We start from the raw sequence: 18,583 nt of genomic DNA on the forward strand, positions 1-18,583 counted from the left end.
GCGGACGCGCACCCATTGCGCGCTGCGCCCGCGCGCGGTGCACGCGCGCGGTGCACTCGCCTAACGGCGGACGGCCGGGCCCCGGGTGAGGGTGGCCGGGCCGTCCGGGGAGCTGCGGCGGAGCCGCGCGGTGGCTGCGGCCCACAGGGTGGGATCGCAGCTGCCGGGAGGGATCAGTAGAGGTTCAGGAAGGTCTGCAGGACCTCGGTGGTGTCCTCGTCGATCTCGTCGGAGCCGTTCTGGGCGGCGCCGACCTCGTGCTGGAGGCCGGCCACGGTCTTCTCGCCGATCACGCCGTCCTGACCGGTCTCGGCCCAGCCCTGGAGCGCCAGGGTGGTCGCCTCGTCCATCTCGCCGGTCTGCTCGACGTTCAGCCAGTCCTGGAGGGCCGTGATGGTCTCCGGGCCGATCTTCCCGTCCACCTCGAGGGTGCCCGCGACCGAGAGGTCGCCGCTGGCCTTGGAGCCGGGCTCGCCTGCGGACTTCTCCGGGGCAGGAGCGGACTCCTGCTGAGCCTTCGGGGCAGGATCCTGCTGTGCCTTCTCGGAGGGCTCCTGCTCGGGCTGCTGCTTCTTCTCGGTCTCCTTGGCGAAGCCGTTCTCGTCGCAGTTGTCGGCGATGCCGTCGCCGTCGCAGCTCCAGTCACCCTGGGGCTCGGTGCTCTCGCGCTCCGTTGAGCGGTTCGCCTGCTGCTCGGACTCGCGGCTCGGGGTGGAGTCCTGCTGCTTCTGCTCGGGCGCTTCTTCCTTCGGGGCCTCGTCCTGCTCGGACGGCGCTGGGGCGTCGCTGGTGCTGGCACCGCCGCTCAGGGCGGAGCCGCAGTTGGGCCAGGCGCCAGCGCCCTGCTCGGCGAGGACGCGCTCGGCCACCGCGATCTGCTGGCCCTTGGAGGCCTGGTCGGCGCTCGAGGCGTACTGCGTTCCGCCGAAGCCCTCCCAGGTCTGCTGGGAGAACTGCAGGCCGCCGTAGTAGCCGTTGCCGGTGTTGATCGACCAGTCACCGCCGGACTCGCAGGCGGCGACCTCGTCCCATCCGGTCGCGGCGTTCGCCGCGGTGCCGGTGGCGAGCATGCCGGTGGCGACGACGGCGCCTCCGGCGAGGGTCACTGCGGTGCGGGCCAGGCCTCTGCGCAGGGCAGAGGCTCGGGGGGTCGTGGTGGCGTGCGTGCTGTGCTTGGACATGAACACGTCCTCTCGCTGGTCGTGCGGGTCTTGCTGGTCTCGCGGATCCGCAGGGGCGGAGCTCGCGTCTCGAACGACCGCCACCGTACGGGGAGAGGGGGGCCCCGGATCAAGGACCCCCGAGGGTGCTGACGGAGATTTGACCTGAGGGGAACGTGCCGATGAACCGGCAGAGCGCCCGTTACCTGTCCGTGACCTGCCGGGACGGGGCGCCCTGGGGCTCACGTCGCGCGCGGATGTGAGTCCGCTCCCGCTCTGTGACCCCGGCCACTGGGTGATCGGCGCGCCGAGGCATGGGACGACCTCGAGAGTCAGGACTCGGCAGGAGGGTTCAGCGCCGCTGCGGCGGCCTCTCGATGCGCTGCCTCCCCGGTGGTCAGCGCGAACAGCCCATAGGCGATCGGTCCGGCTGAGAACATCTCGGTGCAGTGCTCCGCGAGTCGCGGCCACGTGTGCCCGCCGCCTGCCGTGTATGCCTGGAGGGCTGTCTCGAAGGCGTCTGCCGGCGCGCTCACCTGGTGGAACATCAGATCTTTGGCGGGATCGCCGATCGCGGCGGTGGTCCAGTCGAGGATCGCGGTGATCTGGTCGTCCTCGACCAGGGTGTGGCCCGGATAGATCTCGCCGTGGGTGAGCACCGAGTGCTGCGGCCAGAAGCTGTCCTCCGCGATCCAGGCGGTCCAGCGCTCCCGCAGCGTCGCCGAGATCTCGAATTCTGCGGCGACCTGCTCGAGATCCCGCTGCCAGCCCTCACGCACCTGCCTGGGTGAGCGCACCTCGATACCGGTGGCAGCGGCCGCCTCGGTACCCACCGCATGCAGCTGGGATACGGCGGTTCCGAGCGAGGTGGCGTAGACGGGAGAAGACATGTCGACGTGCCAGATCACTGTGCCATCCCGCTCGACGCTGAGGCCGGGGGCGCCGGGCAGCAGCGGGTAGGCGATCAGCTCGGAGGTGCTGATCTGCCAGTCTGGGACCGCGATCCCCAGGTGCGGGCCGACCATCTTCAGGAGCCTCCCCTCGACCGCAGCGCGCTCGAGCACGTCGGGGCGGCGGGGTATGCGCAGCACCCAGTGCTTGCCGTCGGCGGCGCGGGCGATCGCCACCCGGAAGTCGAGTCCGATCTCCTCGGTGTGCAGGGTGGAGCCGTCGAGGTCGAGACCATGGGCGGAGCCGAGCTCCAGCAACGCGTCCAGGTCAGCGGGTGGGACGGCGGCGGTGGCAGGAGGCATCCCTGCATGGTGCCACCGCCCTCCCTCGGCGACCAGTGCTTTTGCTCTGCCGAGGCGGAACGTACTCTCGTCCTATGCGAGCAGGCACCGGCGGGACCGCTGGCGGAGGGACATCGATGCGAGCTCTGATGGGCGTCCTGGTCATGATCGGCATCATTCATCTGGCGGCGCAGTGGTTCGAGATCGGGCTGGTCGCCGAGCTTACCCAGGTGCTGCTGATGCCGCTGCTCGCCGCAGCCCTCTGGGCGGGCACGGCAGCGCCTCGTCGGCCCCTCGTGCGCCTCACCCTGATCGCCCTCGGCTTCTCCTGGCTCGGAGACACGATCCCTCGCTTCGTGGGTGGAGAGCCCGGGTTCCTCGGCATGCTGGGCAGCTTCCTGATCGCACAGCTGGTCTATGCGGTCGCCTTCTGGCCATGGCGGCATGCCTCGTTGCTGCGCCGGCCTCGCGCGGTGTGGATCTACCTGCTCGTGGCGGTGGTCGTCGTCGTGCTCTCGGCCCCCGGAGCCGGTGCGCTGCTGCCTGCAGTCATGGTCTACGCGACGGCGATCTGTGCGATGGCTCTGCTGGCCACCGGCCTGGGGCGGCTCGGGGCGATCGGTGGTGCGGTGTTCGTGGTCTCGGACTCCCTGATCGCGCTGGACGCCTTCGGAGTGCTCACGCTCCCGGCGCACAACGTCTGGGTGATGGCCACCTACCTCGTGGCACAGGTGCTGGTCGTGGTCGCGGTGCGCCGGGCGGCCAGCGGAGCGCCCGCACCTTCCCGACGTCCCTGACGGAGAACGGGCGCCCCTCGGGGAGTCCGAAGGACGCCCGCTCACCGGACTGTTGCAGCTCAGCGCCTGCGCGCTGCGACGTGGTCGTCCCGGGCCTGCTCGCGCTCGCGGCGCTTGGCCTCCTTCGTCGCGCGGGCCGCCTGCTCCTCTGCGACCGTGATGACGTTGCCGCTGGGATCCGTCGCAACCGAGCCGTCGGCACGGGTGACCACCAGGTCCCCGGGCTGCTCGTCGGAGCGCTCGCCGCGTTCTTCCTGCTCGGCCCGGTGCTCATGGATCCGGTGGGCGTCCGCCAGGAGCTCCCGCACGTTCTTCTCCGCCACGACCATGGCCTCATACTTCACGGGCAGGGCGTCGATCCTCTTCTCGTGCGCGATCATCTGGTCGTAGATCCCCTGGCGCCGTTCCTCGAAGGACGTATAGGACATCTCGATGTACGCCTTCGCCTCCTGGTGGGCATTGTTCACGGCCGCCTGCGCCCGGCCCTTGGGTGACAGCAGGGAGGCGAGCACCGTGACGGTGAGAACACCGAGGATGACGCTGAGGGAGAACCCGGTCGTGATCTCCGGGACGCCATGGAACGGCTCACCGCCGTTGACGAAGGGCAGTTCGTTCTCGTGCAGGGCGTGGAAGACGAGCTTCACGCCGATGAACGCGAGGATGATCGAGAGGCCGTAGGAGAGGTACACCAGGCGGTCCAGGAGACCGTCGATGAGGAAGTACAGCTGGCGCAGGCCCAGCAGCGAGAACACGGTCGCGGTGAACACGATGTAGGTGTTCTGGGTGAGGCCGAAGATCGCCGGGATCGAGTCGAGCGCGAACAGCAGGTCGGTGGCGCCGATGGCGATCATCACCAGCAGCATCGGGGTGAGCACCCGCTTGCCGTTCTCGATCGTGAAGAGCTTGTCGCCGTCGAACTCGTCCGTCGCGGGGAGGAACTTCTTGATCACGCGGACGAAGAAGCTCTCCTTCTCCTCCTCGCCGGAGTCGTCCTTCAGCTCATCGACGATCATCTTCACCGCGGTGATCAGCAGGATCGCGCCGAAGGCGTAGAACACCCAGGAGAACGCGTCGATCGCGGCGGCACCGATCGCGATCATGCCGGAGCGGGCGATGATCGCGAAGGTGATGCCGAACAACAATACCTTCTGCTGGTCCTCGCGCGGGACCGCGAAGGCGCCCATGATCACGAGGAACACGAAGAGGTTGTCCACCGAGAGCGCCTTCTCGGTGACATAGCCGGCGAAGTACTCGCCGCCCATCGTGCCGCCGCCGACGAGGAGCACCCCGACACCGAACAGCAGCGCGATCCCTACGTAGATGGAGGACCAGATCGCGGCTTCGCGCAGAGTGGGGATGTGCGCCTTGCGCACATGGAAGAAGTAGTCGAAGGCCAGCAGGCCGAGGACCGCCACGATCGTGAGGATCCAGACGAGCGGGGAGACAGTCATAGGAGAGCTTTCCTGGGTCGAGTTCTGACCCGAGTCTCTCCACCCGTCGATCTGCTCGACGGGCCGCTGCGCCCGGAGGTCCGATGACGGTCCTCGTGATGACGTCCGCAGCGTGGCGGATACTCCCCCGTTGCCATCTCGCACCGTACTGCTGGTTCCTGGGCGGGGAGTGGGAGCGGCGCCGACATCGGCTGCCGGACGTCAGCGGCGAGAACAGCGGACGTGCTGCGACCCGGGCGTGGCATCAACCTCACCGATCCTCGACGGCGTCCTTCAGCTCGTCCTTGTCCATGGTCGAGCGTCCTTCGACTCCCTGACGCTTTGCATCGGCGTAGAGCTGCTCCTTGGTGCGCCCCTGCGCCCCGGAGTGGGAGCGCTGGCCGCCCCGTTCGGAGGGGGACTTGTCCTGCGTGGAGGTTCGGCTCGCCTCCTCGGACTCGCCCTCTTGGGCACGAGTCTTGTTCACGGTGCGAGCAGCGATCTCCTCCGCCTCATCCTCGGAGCTGCCGCTCTCGATCTGACTGTCCTTGATGTGCTCGTACTGGCGTTCACGCTTCGAGCTCCAGGCCTTGGGCATGGTCACTCCTGCTCTCATCGTCGCTGTGCTGTGCTTTCAGCGGGCGGGCTGCCCGCGGGCCCCCATCCTCACGCAGTCCGCGTACGAGGGCGAGGCTGGGAACCGAACGGTCGACATCCCCGGGGCAGGAGCGGCCCGCCGACCGACGGCCGGTGCGCAGGCGCCCCGACCGTCGGTGGACCGTTCCTCGGCCGCGATCACTCGCGGCGAGCATCTCCGGACATGGACCCGATGCTGTTGGACGGGGTGGTCTCATCGCGCCAGCGCAGCAGCGCCCCGACACCCTCGGGGATCCCGTCGGCATCCTCCGGGAGCGCGGAGATGGCCGCATCGGTGGCGAGCGCACCGCGCAGAAGCTCCTCGATACCCGCCGGCTCGTGGCCGGCGACGAACAGGAGCTCCTCGACCTGTCCGCGGGAGAGGGCCTGCCAGACCTCCGCCGCACCGCCGACCGAGGCGCCGTCGCGGGCCTGGCTCTCCCGGAAACGGGCCGCGAGCTCCCGTTGGCGGGCCGCGATGAACTCGTCGGTGACCAGGCGCAGCTCCTCGCGGAACGGGCCGCGGTCCAGCGCGACGCCGCGGCTTGCGCCTTGGACCTCCACCAGGCGCTCCCGGGTCTCCCGGCCCAGTGCCTCGCGCAGCAGACCGATCGCACGGACATCACCGCTGACCATCACCATGTCGACCTGGCGCTCGCGCAGGATCTTCTCGACCGAGCCGGCGACGGCGTCGGCGTTGCGCTCCCAGGAGTCCTCGACACGAGCCTCGTAGTTGTCCGCTCGCCAGCCGTGCTGGGCCCCGCCTCCGAGGCTCGCCTTGTGGAGCACGTCGTGGCCGCCCTCGACCGTCGAGTCCTCGCCCAGCCCATTGGTCCCATGGCTGATCGAGGGATTCTCCGGGGAGCGCAGGTGCAGGTCCGCCCCTGCGCGGTCCACCACGATCAGCAGCTGGCTGACCGCGAACGGGATCAGCCGGAGCAGGGGGAGCAGCGTGGGGAACTCCCCGCGGTGGGCGGATTCCTGCAGCGGCGGCACGGGCAGCACCCGGTCCACCAGGATCTCGGTGTCCGAGGCGAAGAGCGAGCGCCCATGGCGACCGCCCAGTGGTGAAGGGCTGAGGACGGAGTCCTCGATCTGGGTGAGCAGGACCTGCGGGGCGCCCTCCGCACCGAGCCGGGAACGCAGCTGTGCCCACCTCGCCTCGAGCTCGCCGGCGGCCTGCGGATCGGTCCGCGTGGTGTCGAGATGGACCGAGATCAGGGGACCGGTCTGGTCCAGGACAGGAGTGAGCCAAGGCAGTTTCACAGGTGACCTCCAACATGCTCTACGTGCGGGGGAGCGAGCACCCTTGCTCGGCCTCGTCGCCCCGCCTGGGTCCGCTCAACACTTCCACGCGCGCCCGGTCGCCGCAAGCAAACGGCCGGATCCGGCCCCGCCCATCGCCACTCAGACCCCGTGATCCGTGAAGGCGCCCCGGAACTGCGCGGCAGGATGCTCCGCCGGGAGCCGGTCGCTCCCGCTCAGCCGACGGCGCAGAGTGCCCTCCAGCTCGGGCAGGCGGCCGCGCTCCCGCAGGATCGGGGAGACCAGCTCCGCGAAGTCGCGCACGGTGTCGAAGGAGTGGTACTGACGCAGGTTGATCCCGTCGATGCCCTCCACATCGAGCCAGTGCTCGATCGCATCCGCGACCACCTCCGGCGTGCCGGCCACGAAGAACCTGTCCTGCCAGGCCTCGTCGACGGCGTCCAGCAGCTCGCCGACGGTGGAGGAGAGACCGCGCCGGCCCACCGGGGTGTCCGCCGGCAGGCCCTCGGCCTCGAGCGCCTCGGCGATGGTCCGCTCCCGCGGGTGCTCGAGCGCCCGGATCGGCACCGACTGATGCACGAGCATGCCCTCGATCGAGCGGTGCTCCCGGTAGAGGGCGAGCTTCGCGTCGACCTCCTCCTGGGTGCTGGCCGTGATCACCGCCGCCTGCACCACGAACTTCGGAGCTGCGGGATCGCGGCCGGCCTCCGCAGCGGCGGCGCGCACGGCCGGGACGGTGCGCTCGAGCAACGGGCCGTGGGTGAAGACCAGCTCGGCATGGCGTCCGGCGCGCAGGGCACCCGCGGGGGACGCAGTGGCGAGGATCAGAGTCGGGGTGCGCTGCGGGGAGGGCTCGGAGAGATGCGGGCCGGCGACGGAGAAGTTCTCGCCGACATGGTCGATGCGGTGGACCTTGGTCGGGTCCGCGTAGGTACCGGCCTCGGCGTCACGCACCACGGCGTCCTCCTCCCACGAGCCCTCCCAGAGCTTGTACACCACCTCGAGGTACTCGTCGGCGATCTCGTAGCGGTGATCGTGCTCGATCTCGTCGGCGAGCCCGAAGTTGCGCGCAGCGTTGGGCAGGTAGGAGGTGACGATGTTCCACCCGACCCGTCCATCGGTGAGGTGGTCCAGGGTGGACATGCGCCGGGCGAAGGCGAAGGGCGGCTCGTAGCTCGTGGAGAAGGTGATGCCGAAGCCGAGGCGTTCGGTGACCGCGGCCATCGCGGGGACCACCAGCATCGGATCGTTGTTGGGGATCTGCAGCCCCTCCCGCAGGGCGGTCTCGGCGGAGCCTCCGTAGGTGTCATAGGCACCCACCACATCGGCGAGGAAGATCGCGGTGAAGCCGCCGGATTCGGCGATCTGTGCGAGCTCGGTCCAGTACTCGAGGTCGGTGTAGCGATGGCGGTTGTTGCCGGGCAGCCGCCACAGCCCGTGGGTGATATGGCCGACGCAGTTCATCTCGAACAGGTTCAGGATGAGGGGCTTGGGGGACACGAGGGCTCCATTCGTCGGTCAGGGATGCTGCCCTGCACGATCCGCCCTGCGGCCCCGCCGCGCACGTCCTGTGAACGACGGTGACCGGGGAATTCGACGGCGCCCTCTACGTCGACGCACTCGTTCCTGCGGCGTCATGATTCACCGGGGCCACGGGAGCGACGCATCCCGGGACCCTCGGGGATCGCCCGGCCTGCTGAGGGTGATCAGCTCTCGTCGTGGTGCTGGACGCCGGCGCTGCGGGCGACCTCGCGCCAGTTGTCGGCGAGCGATGCCACGGAAGCATGGGCGTTCAGCCCGCTCGGCTGCGGCACCACCCACAGCGCGACGCTCGCAGGCCAGCCGGCGACCGTGGCGGGGTCCTGGAGCCCGAGCCGGGCCTTGGGCAGCGAGTAGGCGGAGCGGAATGCGGTGATGCCCGCGATCGCGACGGCCTGCGGTCGCAGCTGCTCGAGCCGTGCGATCAGCTGCGTCCCGGACCGTTGCAGCTCTTCACGCCCCAGCTCGTCGGCGCGCACCGTGGCGCGACCGATCAGATTCGTGATGCCGATGCCGCGTCGGTGGAGATCCTGCTCGTCCTCGGGAGCCAACCCGCGGGAGGCATCGACCAGGCGGGAGGTGAGACCGGCCCTGTGCAACGAGGGCCAGAACCGGTTGCCGGGCCGGGCGAAGGGAGCGTTGACCGCTGCGGTCCAGAGACCGGGATTGATGCCGACGATCAGCAGCCGCAGCGGCGGGTCCAGCGCCGGATCGGGCAGCACATCGTCGATCGAGTCCGGATCCGGGGTGGCGAAGGCGGCGAGGTCCTGCTTGGTCGGCTTCCGGCCCGCGAGGGGGGAGGGGCGCCGTGTGCTCATCCCGGCACTGTACTGCGGAGCGCGGGCGCGATGCACTGCGGAGCGCGCGCTCTGGGTGGGGCTCTGCGGGCCGCGCGTACGCTGAGGACATGCGCCCCATGGAGGCAGGACGACTGCACGTGATCGCGGGTCCGATGTTCGCTGGCAAGACCGAGGAGCTGCTGCGGAGGGTCCATCGGGCCCGGTTGGCCGGGCTGCGGGTGGAGGTGGTCGGCCACCTTCTGGATGAACGCGGCGGCGCGGACCGGCTGAGCTCCCACGCCGGGCGCTCGCTCCCCGCGCGCATGCTCGAGCATGCCGAGGAGCTGCAGGTGCCGACCGGTGAGGACAGACCCCACATGGTCGCGATCGATGAGGCCCAGTTCTTCGGCCCGTCGATCGTGCCGGTGATCGAGAGGCTGCTCGACGCCGGGATCCAGGTGGAGGTCGCCGGGCTGTGCATCACCTACGACGGTGAGCCCTTCGCCCCGCTGCCCACGCTGATGGCGCTCGCCGAGGAGGTGGTGAAGCTGACTGCGGTGTGCACCGTCTGCGGCGCGGATGCGGCCTTCCACACCCGGCTCGTCGATGACGGCTCCGATGCTCAGCGGATCACCACCTTGCAGGTCGGTGGCGCCGAGTCCTATCAGGCGCGCTGCCGCAGCCATCGCTGGAGCACTGCCCAGCCGCTCGGGGGGAACGCCACGCCGCTCGGGTGACACGCCTGCCGCGCGGAGGAACCGTCATGCCGTTCCGAGGAACGGCCCGCTCAGGTGATCGGCTCGGCGCCCGGCTCGACGACTTCGATGCCGTCCAGGTCCCACTGCCCGTCGATGCGCCGCACGTAGTAGCGCAGCTGGACCTCGGCGTCGTCCCCATTCGAGGAGAACGACTCGGTGACCTCGAAGATCGCGTATCCCTGCCGGTTGATGCGCTCATCGACCTGATAGTCGATCGAGGTGATCCCGCCCAGCGCCTCCTCGAAGATCGAGCAGCTCGTCAACCCGGTCGCGTCGCGGTACTCCTCCGTGGTGGAGTCCATGAACAGCTCGCAGTCCGTGGTCTCCAGCGAGGTGTAGAAATCCTCGAGAGTCGACTGCGGGTTACCGCGGGTGAGCACCTGGAAGGCGATGAAGATCGCGAAGGCCGCGATCACCAGCAGACCGACGGCGGCGACGCCGGCGACCAGCAGCCAATGCCACATCGGGCGCTTGGGCCGACCGGGTCCCGAGGACAGCGGGCGCCCCTGCTGCGGCTGTGCGTAGACCATGACTTCTCCCCGGGTTCGTGTGGCGTCTCCGGTCAGTATCCCGTACTCGGCACTGCCGTGCGATGGGGAGCACTCCCCACTCCCGGGCCTGCCTGGCCCGCGAGAGGACGGGCAGTCGATAGCCTGGCGTGCATGATCGTCACCGCAGACCAGGGACCCGTGGGATCACCGACCAGCAAGGACGGCGCCGGGCTGCGGGCACCGTCCGCCCTGCGGTACGCAGGGAGCGCCGGTGAGGGCGCCGAAGCCGTGGCACCTGTCCTCCCGGGTCTCCGGGAGCTGACGGGCCGCACCATCGCCCCCGGTGATGTCCTGCGCTGGTTCGTGCACCCTGCGCTGGATGCGGCCCAGACCTGGGGGGCGACCTATGTGGCTCTCGATCTGGTGCTCGACGATGGCAGCCGGCTCTCGGACATCGCGCCCCGCGACCAGTACGGGACCCTCGCCACCGCCCGCGGACTCGGCGACGGGAAGATCCTCTACGCGGACCAGTGGAATGACGTGCAGTTGAGCCTGGAGGATCTCGTCGGCCGCACGATCACCGAGGTGCTGATGGTGCTCGACGCCCCGGCGGATCCCGAAGGTGACCTGCTCGAGGAGATCGGCGGGCCGGATGCTTCGCGGGTCGCCGACGGCGCGATGCTCACCGGCTGGATCGACGGCCCGTACCTGGGGGCTCCGCGCGCGGATCCGCCCCTCGAGGACCCGGTGGCCTGGGTCGACACCCGGCGCGGCAGCCATGCCTCGAGCGAGTTCTCCCGCGGGAACACTCTGCCGCTGACCGCACTGCCCAACGGCTTCGCTCTCTTCACTCCGGCGACCGACGCGCGCACCCGGCGGTGGGCGTACGAATACCACCGCGCCAACGGTCCGGACAACCGCCCCCGGCTCCAGGGCATGGCGCTGTCCCACCAGCCCAGCCCTTGGATGGGGGACCGTCACCAGCTGATGATGATGCCGCTGCTCGGCGCGACGCCGGATGCGAGCCCAGCGGCCCGGGCCCGGGCCTTCGACCATGACCGGGAGACTGCCCGGCCGGACCTGTACGAGGTCGCCCTGGACGGCGGCATCACGCTGCGCCTGGCACCGACAGACCACGGCGCGATCTGTGAGATCGACCTGCCGGAGCAGAGCGAGGCGCCGCACCTGCTGGTCGAGGGAGTCGACCAGCACTCGCGGGTCGATGCGGCGGGATCCGTCTTCGACGGCCGCCTGCACGCATGGGTCGACTCCTCCCCGGCACTGGGTCAGGTCCGCACCGAGGGCGCCACCCGCATGTACCTGCTGGGGCAGGTGGATCCCGCGCCGGTCTCCGTGGACCAGGCTCGGGGTGAGAGCCGGGGCAGCGTGCTGACCTTCGCTCCCGGCACCCGTCGGGTCACGGTCCGGCTGGTCACCAGCTATCTCGGTCTCGAGCAGTGCCGGCGCACGTTCGGCCAGGAGCTCGCCGAGCGCAGCTTCGAGGAGGTCCGTGCGGCCGCCCACGCGGCCTGGTCCGAGCGGCTGCAGGTGATCGACGCCCCGGATGCCGCTCCGGCTCAGCGCCGCACCCTGTACGGCAACCTCTATCGGCTGAACCTCTATCCCACCTCGCATGGGGAGAACGCGGGCAGCCTCGAACGTCCTGAGCCGGTCCACGCGAGTCCGGTGCTGCCGGTGAAGGGCGCCCCCACCGCGACCCGCACAAACGCGCAGGTGCTTCCGGGGAAGATGTACGTCAACCACGGTTTCTGGGACACCTATCGGACGTCCTGGCCGGCCTATGCGCTGCTCTATCCGCAGCTCGCCGCCGAGCTCGCGGACGGCTTCGTCCAGCAGTACCGCGAGGGCGGTTGGATCGCCCGCTGGTCTGCGCCGGGATATGCGGACTGCATGACCGGCACCAGCAGCGATATCGCCTTCGCGGACCTCCACGTCAAAGGGGTCCCGCTGCCGGACCTGCTCTCCGCCTACGAGTCAGGGCTGCGCAACGCCACCGTGGCCCCGCCCTTCCCCGAGGTGGGGCGCAAGGGCAACGAGCGGGCGGTGTTCACCGGCTATGTCGACACGGATACCGAGGAGTCCGTGTCCTGGGCGCTCGAGGCGCACATCAACGACGCGGGACTCGCCGCCCAGGCGGAGCTGCTCGCGCAGCGCGCCGAGGCCGACGGCGAGGCGGTGGCGGCCGGGCAGCTGCGCGAGGAGGCGCGCTATCTTGCGGCGCGCAGCCTGAACTACCCGTTGCTGTTCGACCCCGCGATCGAGTTCTTCCAGGGCCGCCACGCCGATGGCGCCTTCGCGCAGAGCCCCGAGGAGTATGACCCTCGCGTCTGGGGCGGGGACTACACCGAGACCGACGGCTGGAACTTCGCCTTCCACGTCCCGCATGACGGGGAGGGGCTGGCCACCCTGTACGGCGGCCGCGAGATGCTGCGTGGACGGCTCGAGGAATTCTTCGACACCCCGGAGCGGGCAGACCGACCGGGCAGCTACGACACGGTCATCCACGAGATGGTCGAGGCGCGCGCAGTGCGGATGGGCCAGTTCGGGATGTCGAACCAGCCCTCGCACCACATCCCCTTCCTCTTCCACCACGTCGGAGCACCCGAGGAGGCGTCCCGGATCGTGCGAGAGGTGCACCGCCGGCTCTTCGTCGGCGAGCAGATCGGCCAGGGCTACCCGGGTGATGAGGACAACGGCGAGATGAGCGCCTGGTGGCTGCTCACAGCGCTGGGCCTGTACCCCCTGCAGCTCGGAACCGGCCGCTACCACCTGGTGGCGCCGCTGTTCCCCCGCGCCACCGTGCATCCCCTGGGCGGGACCCCGTTCTCCATCACCACCCAGGCGGAGGATCCGCAGGACACCTGCATCACCGGCATGACCGTGGACGGCCGGGAGCACCGCGACTCCTGGATCGACCACGCGGACCTGCGCGGCCGCCTGCACCTGCGCCTCGCCGCGGAACCCGCGGACTGGGGAGGGATCCCCCCGTCCCCGAGCACGCCGGGGGAGCGGCCGCAGCCGCTGCGCGATCTGTTCGCCGCCGACCCCTCGGACCCGCTGCACGATGACGACTCCCGCACCGAGCGCGCCTTCGGAACTGCGAGCGCGGTGATCGAGCTGCCGGAGCTGGGCGAGCCGCAGCAGGCCCGATTCCTCACCCTGACCTCCTCTGCGCAGACCGGCGGGGACCCGATCGCCTGGCGCCTCGAGGGATCGGACGACGGGCGCGACTGGACGGTGCTCGACGCCCGTTCCGCGCAGAGCTTCCGCTGGCGCCGACAGACCCGCCCCTTCGAGATCGCGAACCCCCGGCCCTGCCTCCATCACCGCCTGGTGGTGACGGTCTCTGAGGGGCTGCTCCGGCTGGCGGAGATCGAGCTGCTGGCCTGAGGAGCCTGAGACGCGAGCGGGCGCCTGAGGACACCGCCACGGCCGGAGAGCGGGATGCCTGAACGCCGGTCGCGCAGCGCCCACGGCCAGGTCATCAGCGCCCAGACCGCCGCGATCAGCACCGCTTCGACCAGCAGGTACTGCGGCCATGGGCCGAGCAGGTCCAGGATCGAGGGCCCTGCGGGAGCCCGGTTGAGGTAGCCGTAGTTCGCGCCGGTCAGAGCATTGCCGGTGAAGGCGATCACCGCCCACGCCGCCGTCACCGCGTAGGCGAGTCCGTAGCCCCGCCAGGTGGGCCGATAGCCGAGCCCCCAGATCAGCACCAGAGGTGCCAGCAGTCCCGCCCCATGCGCGATCCAGTACTGCGTGAACTCCAACGGGATCCACACGAAGTAGTTCACATCCGGTGTGAGCACGGACTGCAGGTTCAACGTCAGGCCCCAGAACCAGCTGACCACGATCGCCCACCGGGCCTGTGTGATCAGGGCCAGTGGCACGAGGAACCGCAGCGCGTCGGAATAGTGCAGCGGCAGGGATTCATGGAGGTTCCAGGCCCAGGGCATGAAGCCCCACGACGTCCAGAACACGGCGTTGGCGAGCAGCACCCAGCCTGCGATGCGGAGCACCTGGTCCACGCGCTGCGGTGCTGAGCGGCGGGCCCAGAGGACCAGCGCGAAAGCGGCGAGCACGAGCAAGGCGAGCATGGTCAGGTGGGCCGCGCCGTAGGCGGGCATGTGCCCGAGGGGCCCCGCGGCCAGCAGAGCGCCTGAACTGTGGCTCTCCGGCATCTCTGCTCCTTGCGCTCCGGCGAGTGCTCCGGCCGCTCTCGAGGGCCGACGTCGTCGGTCTGTCGTCTTCGCTCCGCCACAATGGTGGGCCAGCACAGGCACTCTGTTCGAGCATACGGAAGCTCCCCGCCGCGGCGGGGAGCTTCCAGTCGAGAGAGGTGTGCACCGAAGGTCATGCTCGGTGGGCGTGCTCGGAAGAGGGGAGGAGTCCGGCTCAGCCGGGCATGGCCCGGAGGATTAGGCGGCAGCGCCCTGTCGGCGGCTGCCGAGCTCCTTGAGCACGGTGACCAGCGCCGCGGAGACCAGCGTGCCGGCGAGGATCGCCACCAGGAATCCCCAGATCGGGGAGATCGCGAAGGCGACGAAGATGCCGCCGTGCGGGGCCTGCGAGCCGACGCTGAAAGCCATGATCAGCGCACCGGTGACGGCGCCGCCGGCCATCGAGGAGGGGATCACGCGCAGCGGGTCCGCCGCGGCGAAGGGGATCGCGCCCTCCGTGATGAACGCCGCCCCGAGCAGCCAGGCAGTGGCGCCGTTCTCCCGCTCCACCGGGGAGTAGAGCTTCCGGCGCACCACGGTGGACAGGGCCATCGCCAGCGGCGGCACCATGCCCGCGGCCATCACGGCCGCCATGATCTGGAAGGATGCCTCGGTGCCCTGGGAGAGGCCGGCGGTCGCGAACAGGTAGGCGGCCTTGTTGACCGGTCCGCCCAGGTCGAAGCACATCATCAGGCCGATGATCACGCCGAGCAGAATCGCGGAGGAGCCGGACATCCCGGTCAGCCCGTCCTGCAGGGCGGTCATCAGGGAGGCCAGCGGGCGGCCCAGGAACAGCAGCATCAGACCGCCCACGATGAGGGTGGTCAGCAGCGGGATGATCACCACGGGCATCAGCCCGGCGAGCCACCGCGGCGGCTTCAGGGTGGTGAACCACAGGGCGACCAGGCCGGCCAGCAGGCCGGTGATCAGGCCGCCGAGGAACCCGGCACCGATCGCCAGGGACACGGCGCCGCCGATGAAGCCGGGGGCGATGCCCGGGCGTCCCGCGAGGCCGAAGGCGATGTAGCCCGACAGCGCTGCCACCAGGAAGCCCATGCCGAGGTTGCCGAGGGTGAACAGCACTGCGCCGAGGTAGAGGGCCAGACCTGCCCGATCGGTCTGCATCGCCCCGGTCGCACCGTCATAGGTCTGGTGGTCCGGCAGGGAGCCGAGCGAGAAGGTGGTCGCGACGTCCTGCGCGACGAAAGCGACGTCGAAGCCGGCGATGAGGAAGCCCAGCGCCATCAGCAGGCCGCCCGCGGCGACGAAGGGGATCATGTAGGACACGCCGGTCATCACGGCGCCCTGGATCCGTCGCGGCCAGGACTGCCGCGTCCCCGACTGCGAGGAGTCAGCAGAGCCGCTGCCGGACGCGCCAGCGGCCGGGACGCGCCGGGCCGACGGGTCCGAGGAGGCGGCGACGGCCTCGTCGATCATCTGCGGGCCGTGGGAGATGGCCCGCTTGACGGGATGCTCCACCAGCGGCAGTCTGGCGAAGCGCTCACGACCGGAGATGTTGACATCTGCGGCGACGATCAGTGCGCTCGCCGCGGCGATCTGCTCCTCGGTGAAGGGGGTGATCCCGCCCGAGCCCTGGGTCTCCACGTGCAGCTCGACGCCCTTCTCCTTCGCGGCGTTCTCGAGCGACTCGGCGGCCATATAGGTGTGGGCGATGCCGGTGGGGCAGGAGGTGATCGCCAGCAGCACCGGAGCTGCGTCGGCGTCGGGCTGCGCCACCGGTGTGGCCTCCGCAGTCGTCCCTGCGCCTGTGCTGGCGGCTGTCCCTGCTGCCGTCGCCGGGGCCGCCACGGGCTCCGGTGCGGGCTCGAGCACGGCCATGACCAGGTCGGAGACCTCATGGGGCTCCTTCACAGCACGCAGGTCCGCGAGGAACTCGGGGCGGATGAGCGCGCGCGAGAGCTGAGCGAGGAGCTTCAGATGCTGGTCGTCGGTGCCCGCGGGAGCAGCGATACCGATGATCAGATCAGCGGGCCCATCGGCGGAGCCGAAATCCACGGGCTCTGCGAGGCGCAGGAAACCCAGCGCCGCCTCATGGACCGCGTCGGTGCGGCAGTGGGGGATCGCGAAGCCGCCGGGCATGCCGGTGGCGAAGGACTCCTCGCGCTTGAGCAGCCCCGCCTCGAGGCCGTCGCGGTCGGCGCGACCGGTGGCGGAGATCAGATCAGCCATCAGGCCGATCACCGCGTGCTTGTCGCCGGGAGGATCGACCTCGAGGCGGACCAGCTCTGGGGTCATCAGGGGAGCGGACATGAGTTCTCCTTCGAACGGGCTCCTCCGCGACTGCGGAGTGAGGGCGTGCAGGGTGAGGGCAGGTTCAGAGACGGACGACGCCGGTGGCGTCGATGCGCACCTGGTCCGGCCGGGGGATGGTGGTGCCGGGCAGGCCGACGGCGGCCGTCCCGTAGGCCAGGGCGCGGGCCAGGCGCTGTGCCGGTCCCTCCCCGAGATCGCGGCCGATCAGGTAGCCCGCGGTCGCGGAGTCGCCGGCGCCGACGGTGGAGACCACCGGGCCCGCTGCGGAGGGGCAGTACCAGGCGGAACCCTCGGTGGCGAGCAGTCCGCCGGCTCCGCCGAGGGTCACCAGCACGGCGCCGACGCCGCGGTGGTGGAGGTCCAGGGCCGCCTCGTGCACTCCGGCGAGGTCACCGGCGGCGGCCTGGCGCTCGAGGGCATCGCCGTCGGTGCCGACGATCTGTCCGAGCTCCTCGGCATTGGGCTTGAGGAAGTCTGGCGCGACCTGCGGCAGTGCGGCGGCGAGCGCCATGAGCGGCGCGTCTGAGGTGTCGACCCCGACCCGGGCCCCCTGGGCGTGGAGCTGCTGCACCAGGCGCACATACTCGTCGACCGGCAGGCCCGGTGCCAGCGAGCCGGAGAGCATCACGGTGTCCTGCGGACCGGCGGTTCCCAGCAGGAGCTGTTCGAGTGCGGAGACCTCGGAGACGGACAGAGTCGCCCCGGGCTCGTTGAGCTTGGTGGTGAGCTGCGGGCTGGAGAGCACGGTGAGGTTCGTGCGCACCCTGCCCGAGATCGGGCTGGAGCGGACCGTGAGCCCCTCCGCTGCGAGCAGCGTCAGCAGTGGGTCCGCCGGTGCTGCCGGGAGCACCGCGGTGACGGGCAGGCCCGCTCGGTGGACGCCGAGCGCGACGTTGATGCCCTTGCCGCCGGGCTGGGTGTGGTCCTCGCCGATGCGATGCACGCCCCCGGGGGTGAGCGGGCCACCCAGGTCGACCGTCCGATCCAGTGAGGGATTCGCGGTGAACGTGATGATCATGCGCAGATCACCTCGACGCCGGCTTCAGCGAGGAGGGCGCTGAGCTCGGGAGGCGGTGGTCCGTCGGTGACCAGGGTGTCGACGTCGGTGAGGGCGGCGAAGGTGATCAGGCGCGTGATGCCGAACTTCGAGGAGTCTGCGAGGACCACTCGCCGGTCGGCCGACGTCACCATCGCCGTCTTCACGGCGGCTTCGTCGGGGTCGGGGGTGGTGAAGCCCTCGGGCCCCAGGCCGTTGCAGCCGAGGAACACGACCTCCGGATGGAGCAGACGGATCGCGTCGACGGTGGTGGCACCGACGGCTGCCTCGGTGGCGGGACGCACCCTGCCGGGAAGCACGTGCACCGCCAGATCGGTATGGCGCAGGGCGCCCTGCGCGATCGCAGGAGCGTTCGTGATCACGGGGCCACGGCGACCGTCGAGGTGGGGCAGGAGCTCACCGATCGTGGTGCCGGCGTCGAGCAGCACGGCGGCCTCGGGGTCGGAGGGCAGCAGACGCGCGGCGGCGAGGGCCAGGCGCCGCTTGGCCTCGATGTTGGTGATCCGGCGGGATTCGAGGTCCGGCTCCACCTCGCCGGGGTGACGCGTGACGGCCCCGCCGTGGACGCGATCCAGGAGCCGCTGTTCGGCGAGCTGGTCGAGATCGCGGCGGATGGTCTCGGTGGCCACCTCGAACTGTGCGGCGAGATCGGTGACGGTGACGCGGCCGGATTCGGTCAGCGCATCCAGGATCCGATGTCGGCGTTCTGGGGCGTACATGCATCCACCTGCTTCATCGACGGGGCGGGAGCGGAGAGCTCGGGGAGCCGTACCGCGTGAGGATCACAGTAGCCGGGAAAGCCACACAAAACAACAGTGGGAGTGTGTGGGTTTTTCTGGGTGTGCGGTGGCTCGACCGTCGAATCTCGGAGCTGCCTGCCTGCGCAGCACCGGGCGTGAGAGAGCGAGCTGTGAGGAAGAGAGCAG

The 18,583-nt window shown here is 70.3% G+C and carries 15 protein-coding genes; 3 read left to right on the forward strand and 12 right to left on the reverse strand.

Annotated elements, in window-relative coordinates; translation table 11 throughout:
• Window positions 1-173: 173 nt before the first annotated feature.
• Together ACTH43_RS07400 and ACTH43_RS07405 are read right to left on the reverse strand one after the other, a co-directional pair.
• Window positions 174-1,181, reverse strand: coding sequence for a transglycosylase family protein (locus tag ACTH43_RS07400; RefSeq protein WP_441444282.1), 1,008 nt, complete (start codon window positions 1,179-1,181; stop codon window positions 174-176).
• Between the two features lie 311 nt (window positions 1,182-1,492).
• Complete coding sequence (locus ACTH43_RS07405) at window positions 1,493-2,413, reverse strand: macrolide 2'-phosphotransferase (RefSeq protein ID WP_441444283.1); 921 nt, start codon at window positions 2,411-2,413, stop codon at window positions 1,493-1,495.
• 116 nt (window positions 2,414-2,529) lie between these two features.
• On the opposite strand from ACTH43_RS07405, the gene ACTH43_RS07410 reads away from it, so the two are divergent.
• Complete coding sequence (locus ACTH43_RS07410; RefSeq protein ID WP_441444284.1) at window positions 2,530-3,189, forward strand: lysoplasmalogenase family protein; 660 nt, start codon at window positions 2,530-2,532, stop codon at window positions 3,187-3,189.
• 59 nt (window positions 3,190-3,248) lie between these two features.
• Here ACTH43_RS07410 and ACTH43_RS07415 read toward each other — a convergent pair whose 3' ends face one another.
• The 5 genes from ACTH43_RS07415 to ACTH43_RS07435 all read right to left on the reverse strand — a co-directional run bounded on the left by ACTH43_RS07415 (window position 3,249) and on the right by ACTH43_RS07435 (window position 8,878).
• Window positions 3,249-4,640 carry a TerC family protein gene (locus tag ACTH43_RS07415; protein WP_441444285.1) on the reverse strand — a complete coding sequence of 464 codons (1,392 nt, stop codon included), beginning with the start codon at window positions 4,638-4,640 and terminating at the stop codon, window positions 3,249-3,251.
• 250 nt (window positions 4,641-4,890) lie between these two features.
• Window positions 4,891-5,217 (reverse strand): plasmid stabilization protein, encoded by a 327-nt coding sequence (locus tag ACTH43_RS07420; protein ID WP_441444286.1) that lies wholly within the window; start codon window positions 5,215-5,217, stop codon window positions 4,891-4,893.
• 197 nt (window positions 5,218-5,414) lie between these two features.
• Window positions 5,415-6,521 (reverse strand): baeRF2 domain-containing protein, encoded by a 1,107-nt coding sequence (locus tag ACTH43_RS07425; RefSeq protein WP_441444287.1) that lies wholly within the window; start codon window positions 6,519-6,521, stop codon window positions 5,415-5,417.
• A gap of 141 nt (window positions 6,522-6,662) precedes the next feature.
• Window positions 6,663-8,021 (reverse strand): NtaA/DmoA family FMN-dependent monooxygenase, encoded by a 1,359-nt coding sequence (locus ACTH43_RS07430; protein WP_441444288.1) that lies wholly within the window; start codon window positions 8,019-8,021, stop codon window positions 6,663-6,665.
• A 206-nt stretch (window positions 8,022-8,227) separates the two neighbouring features.
• A complete protein-coding gene (locus tag ACTH43_RS07435; RefSeq protein WP_441444289.1) occupies window positions 8,228-8,878 on the reverse strand; it encodes a mismatch-specific DNA-glycosylase in 651 nt (216 codons plus the stop codon).
• Between the two features lie 89 nt (window positions 8,879-8,967).
• On the opposite strand from ACTH43_RS07435, the gene ACTH43_RS07440 reads away from it, so the two are divergent.
• The gene (locus ACTH43_RS07440) at window positions 8,968-9,576 is read left to right on the forward strand and encodes a thymidine kinase (protein WP_441444290.1); all 609 of its coding nucleotides are present in this window, start codon (window positions 8,968-8,970) and stop codon (window positions 9,574-9,576) included.
• A gap of 50 nt (window positions 9,577-9,626) precedes the next feature.
• Here ACTH43_RS07440 and ACTH43_RS07445 read toward each other — a convergent pair whose 3' ends face one another.
• Window positions 9,627-10,127 (reverse strand): hypothetical protein, encoded by a 501-nt coding sequence (locus tag ACTH43_RS07445; protein WP_441444291.1) that lies wholly within the window; start codon window positions 10,125-10,127, stop codon window positions 9,627-9,629.
• A gap of 132 nt (window positions 10,128-10,259) precedes the next feature.
• On the opposite strand from ACTH43_RS07445, the gene ACTH43_RS07450 reads away from it, so the two are divergent.
• Window positions 10,260-13,499, forward strand: coding sequence for a GH92 family glycosyl hydrolase (locus ACTH43_RS07450; protein ID WP_441444292.1), 3,240 nt, complete (start codon window positions 10,260-10,262; stop codon window positions 13,497-13,499).
• On the opposite strand, the gene ACTH43_RS07455 is transcribed toward ACTH43_RS07450, so the two are convergent.
• From ACTH43_RS07455 to ACTH43_RS07470, 4 genes are all read right to left on the reverse strand, one after another.
• On the reverse strand, window positions 13,433-14,287 hold the full coding sequence (locus ACTH43_RS07455) for a YwaF family protein (RefSeq protein WP_441444293.1): 855 nt from the start codon (window positions 14,285-14,287) through the stop codon (window positions 13,433-13,435). The genes ACTH43_RS07450 and ACTH43_RS07455 overlap by 67 nt on opposite strands.
• A gap of 237 nt (window positions 14,288-14,524) precedes the next feature.
• Window positions 14,525-16,597, reverse strand: a complete 2,073-nt coding sequence (locus ACTH43_RS07460) for a PTS fructose transporter subunit IIABC (protein WP_441444294.1) — start codon at window positions 16,595-16,597, stop codon at window positions 14,525-14,527.
• Between the two features lie 64 nt (window positions 16,598-16,661).
• Complete coding sequence (locus ACTH43_RS07465; protein WP_441444295.1) at window positions 16,662-17,618, reverse strand: 1-phosphofructokinase family hexose kinase; 957 nt, start codon at window positions 17,616-17,618, stop codon at window positions 16,662-16,664.
• Window positions 17,615-18,376, reverse strand: a complete 762-nt coding sequence (locus tag ACTH43_RS07470; RefSeq protein ID WP_441444296.1) for a DeoR/GlpR family DNA-binding transcription regulator — start codon at window positions 18,374-18,376, stop codon at window positions 17,615-17,617. The genes ACTH43_RS07465 and ACTH43_RS07470 overlap by 4 nt, the downstream gene beginning before the upstream one ends.
• Window positions 18,377-18,583: the final 207 nt, after the last annotated feature.

The organism is Brachybacterium sp., assembly GCF_052095815.1.
GTDB lineage: Bacteria > Actinomycetota > Actinomycetes > Actinomycetales > Dermabacteraceae > Brachybacterium.